The sequence below is a fragment of the Serratia sp. K-E0102 genome (assembly GCF_029962625.1).
Lineage (GTDB): Bacteria > Pseudomonadota > Gammaproteobacteria > Enterobacterales > Enterobacteriaceae > Serratia > Serratia sarumanii.
Window position 1 is genome coordinate 1,177,142 of sequence record NZ_CP124754.1, and the last position, 9,326, is coordinate 1,186,467.

General features: G+C 56.7%; 13 protein-coding genes and 2 tRNA genes. All 15 read left to right on the forward strand.

The features are described 5' to 3' along the window. The first annotated feature begins 107 nt into the window (after positions 1-107). Positions 108-184: transfer RNA gene (locus tag SSARUM2_RS05540), tRNA-Ile, on the forward strand. A gap of 2 nt (positions 185-186) precedes the next feature. Continuing rightward, a tRNA-Gly gene (locus SSARUM2_RS05545) sits at positions 187-261 on the forward strand. Positions 262-607: 346 nt separating this feature from the next. Then, the gene (locus tag SSARUM2_RS05550) at positions 608-922 is read left to right on the forward strand and encodes a phage holin family protein (protein WP_164057476.1); all 315 of its coding nucleotides are present in this window, start codon (positions 608-610) and stop codon (positions 920-922) included. Then, a complete protein-coding gene (locus SSARUM2_RS05555; RefSeq protein WP_282488625.1) occupies positions 906-1,340 on the forward strand; it encodes a lysozyme in 435 nt (144 codons plus the stop codon). The genes SSARUM2_RS05550 and SSARUM2_RS05555 overlap by 17 nt, the downstream gene beginning before the upstream one ends. Beyond that, complete coding sequence (locus tag SSARUM2_RS05560; protein ID WP_282488626.1) at positions 1,337-1,873, forward strand: hypothetical protein; 537 nt, start codon at positions 1,337-1,339, stop codon at positions 1,871-1,873. Before SSARUM2_RS05555 ends, SSARUM2_RS05560 begins: the two co-directional genes overlap by 4 nt. Before the next feature lie 434 nt (positions 1,874-2,307). Further along, a complete protein-coding gene (locus tag SSARUM2_RS05565; RefSeq protein ID WP_282488627.1) occupies positions 2,308-2,856 on the forward strand; it encodes a hypothetical protein in 549 nt (182 codons plus the stop codon). 8 nt (positions 2,857-2,864) lie between these two features. Beyond that, positions 2,865-3,737 carry a hypothetical protein gene (locus SSARUM2_RS05570; RefSeq protein WP_282488628.1) on the forward strand — a complete coding sequence of 291 codons (873 nt, stop codon included), beginning with the start codon at positions 2,865-2,867 and terminating at the stop codon, positions 3,735-3,737. Next, positions 3,712-4,341 (forward strand): methyltransferase domain-containing protein, encoded by a 630-nt coding sequence (locus SSARUM2_RS05575; RefSeq protein WP_282488629.1) that lies wholly within the window; start codon positions 3,712-3,714, stop codon positions 4,339-4,341. Before SSARUM2_RS05570 ends, SSARUM2_RS05575 begins: the two co-directional genes overlap by 26 nt. Next, positions 4,338-4,700 (forward strand): hypothetical protein, encoded by a 363-nt coding sequence (locus tag SSARUM2_RS05580; protein ID WP_049193572.1) that lies wholly within the window; start codon positions 4,338-4,340, stop codon positions 4,698-4,700. Before SSARUM2_RS05575 ends, SSARUM2_RS05580 begins: the two co-directional genes overlap by 4 nt. Then, positions 4,681-5,037, forward strand: a complete 357-nt coding sequence (locus tag SSARUM2_RS05585; protein WP_282488630.1) for an HNH endonuclease — start codon at positions 4,681-4,683, stop codon at positions 5,035-5,037. Before SSARUM2_RS05580 ends, SSARUM2_RS05585 begins: the two co-directional genes overlap by 20 nt. A 95-nt stretch (positions 5,038-5,132) precedes the next feature. Then, complete coding sequence (locus SSARUM2_RS05590) at positions 5,133-5,627, forward strand: phage terminase small subunit P27 family (RefSeq protein ID WP_048796489.1); 495 nt, start codon at positions 5,133-5,135, stop codon at positions 5,625-5,627. Continuing rightward, a complete protein-coding gene (locus SSARUM2_RS05595; RefSeq protein ID WP_049193569.1) occupies positions 5,624-7,357 on the forward strand; it encodes a terminase large subunit in 1,734 nt (577 codons plus the stop codon). Before SSARUM2_RS05590 ends, SSARUM2_RS05595 begins: the two co-directional genes overlap by 4 nt. After that, the gene (locus SSARUM2_RS05600; protein WP_025303584.1) at positions 7,354-7,515 is read left to right on the forward strand and encodes a hypothetical protein; all 162 of its coding nucleotides are present in this window, start codon (positions 7,354-7,356) and stop codon (positions 7,513-7,515) included. The genes SSARUM2_RS05595 and SSARUM2_RS05600 overlap by 4 nt, the downstream gene beginning before the upstream one ends. Beyond that, complete coding sequence (locus tag SSARUM2_RS05605; protein WP_025303583.1) at positions 7,505-8,731, forward strand: phage portal protein; 1,227 nt, start codon at positions 7,505-7,507, stop codon at positions 8,729-8,731. Before SSARUM2_RS05600 ends, SSARUM2_RS05605 begins: the two co-directional genes overlap by 11 nt. Beyond that, positions 8,724-9,323 carry an HK97 family phage prohead protease gene (locus tag SSARUM2_RS05610; RefSeq protein WP_049193565.1) on the forward strand — a complete coding sequence of 200 codons (600 nt, stop codon included), beginning with the start codon at positions 8,724-8,726 and terminating at the stop codon, positions 9,321-9,323. Before SSARUM2_RS05605 ends, SSARUM2_RS05610 begins: the two co-directional genes overlap by 8 nt. Positions 9,324-9,326: the final 3 nt, after the last annotated feature.

Genomic DNA, 9,326 nt, shown 5'->3' on the forward strand with positions numbered 1-9,326 from the left:
CGTTAAAGAAAAGTCCGCCAGCGCGCGGGCTTTTTTTGTGCGCGAATGTAAAGATAACCATATGGTATTGTGTGGTTAATGGGGAATGTTTTAGAATTCGCCACCTTGGCCCTTTAGCTCAGTTGGTTAGAGCAGTCGGCTCATAACTGATTGGTCGCTGGTTCAAGTCCAGCAAGGGCCACCAACGCGGTCATTGTATAATGGCTATTACCTCAGCCTTCCAAGCTGATGATGCGGGTTCGATTCCCGCTGACCGCTCCAGAAAATGCTTTTCAGCCTGCGATGAAGGGATCCCCGGAGTGGCTGGGAAGCGCCTCAGAAAGGCGCATTCAGTTTGATATGCACTATCGAATCCTTCACCTGGGATTTTGAGTGCGCCCCTCTGATGTGAAGTGACAGTCGGGAAAGACCGGCACCTATTTTGACCCTGGCTTAACACGCCGGGGTTTTTTGCGTTTTGGTGGGTCAGATTTCAGCCGCTGGTGGTGTTTTCCATCGGCAGTGATCAACCAGCGACAATTCGCGTCAATTACAGGCTGCCATTTGGCGGCCTTTTTCTTTTTATCACCGGTGTATCCGGTCAATCCCACAAAGGCAGGGTGGCAGCATGCCGGATAAAGAAATCAACCACATTTTCTCCAGCCTATGGGTGGTGTTCATCCTCATTGCCGGCTGGGGTGGTGTTGTGAGGTATCTCATGGATATCAAGCGGAATAAGGCAGCGTGGAGCTGGGTGAATGCCTTGGCTCAGATTGTTGTATCCAGTTTCACAGGGTTAATCGGGGGCATCGTCAGCATGGAGACGGGGCTATCGGTCAATATGGCGTTCGTTGGCGCAGGTCTCTGCGGTGCTATGGGTAGCGTGGCGCTGACGTACTTCTGGGAGCGTTTCTTCGGGGGTGTCAATGAAAACCAGCGCTAAGGGCAGGGAGTTCATTAAAGGTTTTGAGCAGCTTCGCTTGAAGGCATACCCAGATCCCGGCACCGGCGGTAAGCCCTGGACAATTGGCTGGGGTCACACCAAAGGCGTCAAACCCGGTGACCGCATCACGCAGGAGCAGGCAGAAGCGTTCTTCTCCGAGGATTTGGCCGTGTTTGAGCTGACGGTCAACAGCGCGATTAAGCGGACGATGACGCAGAACCAGTTCGACGCGATGGTATCGCTGGCATTCAACATCGGCGGGCCCGCTTTTGCTGGTTCAACTCTGGTGAAGAATTTCAATGCTGGTGACGCCCATGAGGCGGCGGACGAATTCCCCAAATGGCGCAACTCGGCAGGTAAGGTGATGCCGGGTCTGGTCAAGCGTCGTGCAGCAGAGCGCGAGATGTTTTTGTCATGAACACCTCATTCAGCGTTCGGACGATGATTATCGGTCTGTTGGCGGTGGCGCTGATTGTCGCCGGCAGGCTGGCGTTTTACTTCCACAGCAACGCAGTAAAGGCTGGTGAGCAGGTTAAGCAGTTGCAGAGAGATAACAACCTACAGACGACGACGATCGCCACTCAGGCGCTTCACTTCCAGCGCGCCAACGAAATCAGCGCCGCAGCGACTCAGTACGGCATCAACACTGACGCGGCCACGCAGGGGAAAGAAATTGAATACCGGACGATCCTCAAGAAACAGCCGACGTGTGATCTGGCTGTGCCTGCCGCTGTTGCTGGTGGGCTGCTCGACTACACGCACCGTCTACGTTCCCGCGCAATGTCAGCCGATACCATCGTCGCTGACGCAACCGGTGCTGGTGCCACTGCCTCCGGCACCATGACATACTGCCAGGCTGTGCTGTGGATTGATCCGCTGCTGGCGGCGCTCGACAAAGCGAATAACCAACTGCTGGCGATACGCCGGCTCGACGAAGAGAAAAACCGATGAAATTAGAGGCGAGCGGGTTATCGACCAAGGCAGCAATAATCATTGCATTCACCTGTCTGGCATTTTGCTGCGGACTAAGTCTGTTTATTTGCTGGGGCGCGCTCAGCGCATGGAACCTATTGGCTTCTTCGGCAGGCTGGTCCTACGTTATTCCGATTAGCTGGGGAACGGTATGCGGGCTTTGGCTGGTAATCATTTTCGTGAACCTAGTGTTCAGGCGAAAGAAAGAGTGATTTATAAAATTCTGCAAAAGGCATTCACTGAGTGCCTTTGACAGAATAAATGCGTTGAATTCTTGGCTGGTTGTGTGCTGCGCCACCGGGTTTATATTCAGCAAACCAGCAGAAGATTCTATCGATAACCAAGCCGTCACCCTGCACCTACCGCGCACCCTGCGCATTGGCAGGCTGGTGGCTTTTTTTTCGGGGCTGTGAATGGATTGGCATACGGTTTTTTGCATCGCCAGCGGTCCATCGTTGACTGCAGCGGATTGCGCGCTGGTGGAGGCATCAGGTTTGCCGGCGATCGCGGTCAACAACAGTTGGCGCCTGATCCCGGCATGTGCCGTCATTTATGCCGCTGATTGCTGCTGGTGGGAGTTATATCACGCAGAGATAACGTGTGGTGCCGATCGTTGGTGCAGCGACCCGTTCACCGCTGACCGGTTCAATTTGGCGCAGTTTGATAGCCAGTTGCCAGGCAGTTTTAATTCTGGCCAACGTGCTATTGAGCTTGCCATCTATCGCGGTGCCCGGCGGGTGTTGCTGGTGGGATATGACTGTTCAATTCGCGACGGTTCTCACTGGCATGGAGCCCACGCTGGCCTCGCCAATCCTGACGCCATGAGTGTAGCCCGTTGGCATGATGAGTTTTGCCAATTACGTGATTGGGCGGCAGGTGTCGAGATCGTTAACTGTTCGCGGCGTACTCGCTTGCGATGTTTCCAGAGGCAGTCTCTTGAGGCTGCGCTCTCTTCTATTTAAAGGTTTTCATGTCGATAAAGCGGAACATCTACATCCGTGGGATGTATGGCCTGGGCGACAGCATCTACCAGCGGGCATTTGTTCGGCAATTCCCCGGGGCTTACATTCGCACCCCCTGGCCGGAGTTGTATGCGGATCTTGATGTGAAATTCGTCAAATCCAACACGTTGCTGCGCACCCAGCGGAAAAACGAAGATCGCACCTGGTTGAGGTATGTGCCTGAACCGACGAAAGCCGAAGTTTTCTCGGTTTTCTATGGGGCCGACGAGCTGGCGCGAGGATCTATTGTCGATGCTATGACCCTGCAATTCTGCAAGGTGGCGTCCCAGTTTGACTTGCCTTCCTATGGGCCGTCGCCGGTGATCAGTGATAAGCCCATTGCGGTTATTCGTCCGGCCACGGTTCGGCGCGAGTGGGCCAATCCTGCACGTAACCCTGACCCCAAATACATCAACGAGGCGTCAGCGCTGCTGAAAAAGCATTTTTATGTGGTCAGTCTGGCGGATCTGGAAGAGGGCGAAGAGTGGCTTGTGGGCGATGCGCCGGCGGCCGATCTACAGCTGCACGCCGGTGAGTTGTCTGTAACCCAGATACTGGCGTTGGTTGAGCATGCTGCTGTGGTGGTCTCTGGCCTGGGTTGGGCGCTTCCTGCCGCCATCTGCTACAAAACACCGGTTTTCATCATCCAGGGTGGCTGTGGCGGGCATAACGCGCCACATATTGTTACCGATCCGGAGATGGACCTTTCCCGCGTAGGTTGGGCGCAGCCTGATAATTACTGCATGTGTGGCCAGATGGACCATGCGTGCTCCAAACACATTACCGGCTTTGGCCAACAATTTAAGGACTGGCTCAATGAAATCGTTCTCTCAACATCTTGAGTCTGGGTTGGTCTTCGTCCCGGCGCTGGGCATTGGTCGTGATCCCGTCCCTGTGAACCAACGGCCGTATGACGACAGCTATTTTCACAAATACCAGCTGATGGCTGATACCCCTATGGGGCACGCGCTGACGAAATCGCGCGTTGCGTTGGTGGAGCGCCATCACGGCGATGGAATGGTGCTCGATGTGGGGATCGGTGCCGGGCAGTTTGTGGAGGCGCGCCCTCAGACATGGGGCTATGACGTCAATCCGGTAGGCGTTCAATGGTTAAAGCTGCGCGGGCGCTGGGCCGATCTGTATACGGCTGACGCGTTCCCGGCGTTGACGTTCTGGGACAGCCTGGAGCATATAGACAAGCCCGAACTGGCGGTAGCGAAAGCCCGGCGGTGGGTGTTTGTGTCGATCCCCATCTTCGCCGGGGGCGATGCCATCATGGTTTCACATCACTATCGGCCGAACGAGCACATTTGGTATTTCACGCATGATGGGCTGCTGCGGTGGTTTGCTGAACAGGGCTTTACCTGCGTTGAGAGTAACACGATTGAATCAGACCTGGGCCGCGTTGGCATTGGGTCTTATGCCTTCAAGAGGACTGCGGTATGAAAGAGCGGAATTATGATGCCATTGGCCGTTGCATTGTGGCGAAGAGAACCATTGAGCAGCTGATTGACGAGCTGTCACACCTTCGCCACCTGGCGATTCGGGATAGCGTTTTCCTCCTGGAAGATGAGCTCTCTATGCATGACTCGATGGTTGAGTGTGCGGCAACATTGGCCACGGAAACTCGTCGCATCTATGACGAAATTTACAGTCAGGCGTTAGAGTATAACCGCTGGGCTCCACTGGCAGCCGCCCCGCTGATATCGATTACGCGTCACCCCCTGCCGCATACGGATTTAGTGCAAAAGGAATTGGTCTCCATGACCAACAAGGTCCCGGGCCATGCCGCCCCGCACGCCTAAAGCCTGCCGTAAACGCGGCTGCCGCAATACAACGACTGATCCCAGCGGATTCTGTAGTGAGCATCGAGGTGAAGGGTGGCGCAATTATAAGCCTGGTCAGAGTCGGCATCAGCGCGGTTACGGCAGCCGTTGGGATGTGATTAAGCTGCGGATCCTCAAGCGGGATAAGGGGTTGTGTCAGGAGTGTCTGCGCCGGGGTGCGATAACCGAGGCCGATTGTGTTGACCACATCGTGCCTCTCGCGCACGGTGGAGACGATAGCGAGGCCAACTTGCAAAGCCTATGCACCCCCTGTCATAGGGCGAAGACCGCGAGAGAGCGGCGCTCAGGCCGGTAGGGGGAGGGAAAATCTCTACGGCTTTGCCTCTTCCGTACTGCCCGCCCCGTCATGTTTTTACACCCGCGAAAAATGAAATTTAATCTGGAGCGCATATGGCCGGAACGGCAGGCCGATCCGGGCGGCGCCCAAAGCCGACCGCCCGCAAGGAATTGGCCGGCAACCCCGGTAAACGAGCCCTGAATAAGGACGAGCCGGTATTCACCCCGATAAAGGGCGCGGAGCCGCCGGCATGGTTTGAAGAAGAGGGGCTCCACCTGGCAACGGTAATGTGGCAAATGACCACCAAAGAGCTTTGCGGCCAGGGCATTCTGTGCATCACGGATCTGGCGGTGCTGGAGCGGTGGTGCGTGGCGTACGAGTTTTGGCGCCGTGCAGTCAAGAACATCGCCAAGCAGGGCAACGTGGTTACCGGTGCCACCGGCGGCCCGATAAAGAACCCGCAATTGACGGCAAAAAAAGAACAGGAAACGGAGATGAGCAGCACCGGCGCCATGCTGGGGCTCGATCCGGGAAGCCGCCAACGGCTGATAGGGCTCGCCGGCCAGAAAAAAACGGATAACCCATTCATTAAGTTGATCACATCATGAAGAGAAAATCTTACCCCAACGTGAATGCTGCCAATCAGTATGCGCGTGATGTGGTGCGCGGCAAGATAGTGGCCTGCCAGTATGTGGTAAGCAGCTGCCAGCGGCATCTTGATGATCTGGCCGAAGAAAAGGGGCGAAAGTTTCGCTACCGCTTTGACAGGGACCTTGCAGAGCAGGCCGCGCGATTCATCCAGCTATTACCGCACACCAAGGGCGAATGGGCATACAAACGGATGCCGATCACCCTGGAGCCGTGGCAGCTGTTTATCGTCTGTGCCGTCTTTGGCTGGGTGCATAAAGGCACCAAGCTACGGCGCTTTCGCGAGGTCTACACCGAGATCCCCCGCAAGAACGGCAAATCGGCCATCTCGGCCGGCGTGGCGCTCTACGGGTTTACCTGCGACGGTGAGTTCGGTGCCGAGGTGTATTCCGGTGCGACCACCGAAAAGCAGGCCTGGGAAGTGTTTCGCCCGGCCCGGCTGATGTGCAAGCGTACGCCGATGCTGATGGAGGCTTTCGGTATTGAGGTCAATGCGTCCAACCTCAACCGCCCGGAGGACGGCGCCCGCTTTGAACCGCTGATCGGCAACCCGGGCGACGGTTCATCGCCCAGCCTGGCGGTAGTGGATGAATACCATGAACATCAAACCGATGCGCTCTATACCACCATGTTGACCGGCATGGGCGCCCGCCGGCAACCGCTGATGTGGGCGATCACCACGGCCGGCTACAACATCGAGGGGCCGTGCTACGACAAGCGCCGTGAAGTGGTGGAGATGCTGAGCGGCACCGTGCCGAACGATGAGCTGTTCGGCATCATCTATACCATCGACGAAGGCGACGACTGGACAAAACCGGAGGCGTTGGTCAAGGCCAACCCCAATATGGGCGTCTCGGTTTACAAAGACTTCCTGCTCAGCCAGCAGCAGCGGGCGATCAACAACGCCCGCCACGCCGGTACATTCAAGACCAAACACCTCAATATCTGGGTCGCGGCGCGGGATGCCTTCTATAACCTGGTGAGCCTGAAGCGCTGTGAAGATACCACGCTGACGCTCGAGCAGTTTGAAGGGCAGCCCTGCATTTTGGCGTTTGACCTGGCGCGCAAGCTGGACATGAACAGCATGGGGCGGCTGTTTACGCGGGACATTGACGGCAAGCGCCATTATTACAGCATCGCGCCGCGGTTCTGGGTGCCGTATGACACGGTCTACAGCGTTGAACGCAGCGAGGATCGGCGTACGGCGGAGCGCTTCCAGAAGTGGGTAGAAATGGGATTACTGACGGTTACGGACGGCGCGGAGATCGATTACCGCTACATCATGGAAGAGGCCCGGGCAGCCAACCGGCTTAACCCGGTAGAGGAATCGCCCATCGACCCCTTCGGCGCCACCGGCATATCGCACGAGCTGGCCGATGAAAACATGTCGCCCATTACGATCATCCAGAATTACACCAACATGTCCGACCCGATGAAAGAGCTGGAGGCCGCTATCGAGTCTGGCCGGTTCCACCACGACGGCAACCCCATCATGGTCTGGTGTCTCAGCAACGTGATCGGCAAGTATTTGCCGGGGAACGATGATGTGGTTCGGCCAATCAAGGAGCAGGCCGAGAACAAGATTGACGGTGCCGTCACGCTGATTATGGCCATCGGTCGCGCCATGCTGAATGAGCCGGGCGATTTCCTTTCCAATATCGATCCAGACGAAGACCTCTTATATCTATGAAAACATTGATTATCGATGCTATCGGTCTGGCCGGTTTCGGTCTGCTGGTGGCGGGCATCTACCTGCAGTTTGGCACCGCCATTGCGCTTCAGAGCGCCGGCGGCGGTTTGCTGGCATTCGCGCTGATCGCGGCCAGAAGGGGGAAACGTGTTACTTGATGCGCTATTTCGCAGTGAGCCGCTGGAAAATCCGGCCAATCCGGTCACCGCCGAAATGGCGGAAATGGACGGTTTGCTCCAGGCGGACGTGTACGTCAGCCCGGAAACATCGATGAAGCTGGCCGCGGTTTATTCGTGCATTTACGTGTTGGCGTCCAACGTGGCCCAGATGCCGCTGCATGTGATGCGGAAAACGGAAAAAGGCGTGAATGTGGCGCGTGATCACCCGGTTTTTTATCTGGTGCATGACGAGCCCAACGACTGGCAGACCAGCTATAAATGGCGCGAGCTGAAGCAGAGGCACATTCTCGGCTGGGGTAACGGGTTTACCCGGGTGCACCGGACGCGCCGCGGCGAGGTCAGCGGGCTTGAGGCGTGTATGCCGTGGGAAACCACGCTGCTGAATACCGGCGGCCGCTATACCTATGGCGTCTATAACGAGTTGGGCAGCTTCGCCATCAGCCCTGATGACATGATCCACATCCGTGCGCTGGGCAATAACCAGAAAATGGGACTCAGCCCCATCATGCAGCACGCCGAGACGATCGGCATGGGCATGAGCGGACAGAAATACACCAGTTCCTTTTTCAGTGGTAATGCGCGGCCGGCGGGCATTGTGTCCGTGAAGGGGGAGATCCAGGACAAGGGCTGGGAGCGGTTGAAGAAAGTCTGGCAAAAGGCGTCGCTGGCGCTGCGTGGCCAGGAGAATAAAACCCTGCTGTTACCCGCAGAACTTGATTACAGGGCGCTGTCAGTGTCCCCGGTAGACGCCCAGATCATCGACATGATGAAGCTGAACCGTTCGATGATTGCCGGCATATTCAACGTGCCGGCGCACATGATTAACGATCTGGAAAAAGCCACCTTCAGCAATATCACCGAGCAGGCCATTCAGTTTGTCCGCTATACCATCATGCCCTGGGTTGCCAACTGGGAGCAGGAGCTTAACCGCCGACTGTTCACCCGGGCGGAGCGGGCGGCGGGGTATTACGTCCGCTTTAACCTGGCAGGGCTGATGCGCGGCACGCCGAAAGAGCGCGCCCAGTTCTACCACTACGCCATCATTGACGGCTGGATGAGCCGCAACGAGGCCCGCGCCTTCGAGGATATGAATCCGGTAGACGGGCTGGATGAAATGCTGGTCAGCGTGAATGCGGCCAACCCAACCAAAAACGTAATCGACGACAAAACCAAAGAGGAAGACGCCGATGAGTGACAGAGAAACGCGCTGTTACAGCGGTGAAGTGCGCGCGCAGCAGCAGGAAGACCAGCCGACGCGGATTATCGGTTACGGCTCGGTGTTCAATATCCGTTCTGAACCGCTGTGGGGCTTTCGCGAGATAATCAAGCCAGGCGCCTTCGATGATGTACTGAATGATGATGTGCGCGGGCTGTTTAACCACGATCCCAACTTCATTCTGGGCCGGAGTACCTCGGGAACGCTCAAGGTTTCCGTAGATGAGCGTGGTCTGCAGTATGACATTGAGGCGCCGGATACCCAGACGATCCGCGATCTGGTGCTGGCGCCGATGCAACGCGGTGACATTAACCAATCGTCCTTTGCGTTCCGCGTCGCCCGCGACGGCGATCGCTGGTACGAGGACGAGGAAGGCGTGGTTATTCGCGAAATCCACAAATTCTCCCGGCTGTATGACGTCAGTCCGGTGACGTATCCGGCCTATCAGGCGGCTGATTCTGCCGTCCGTTCTTTGAAAGCCTGGCAGGAGGCGCGCGAAAGTGGCGCGATCACCAATGCCGTAAACCAACGAATGGCGCGTGAGCGCCTCCTGACTTTACTTAATGTGTAAGGA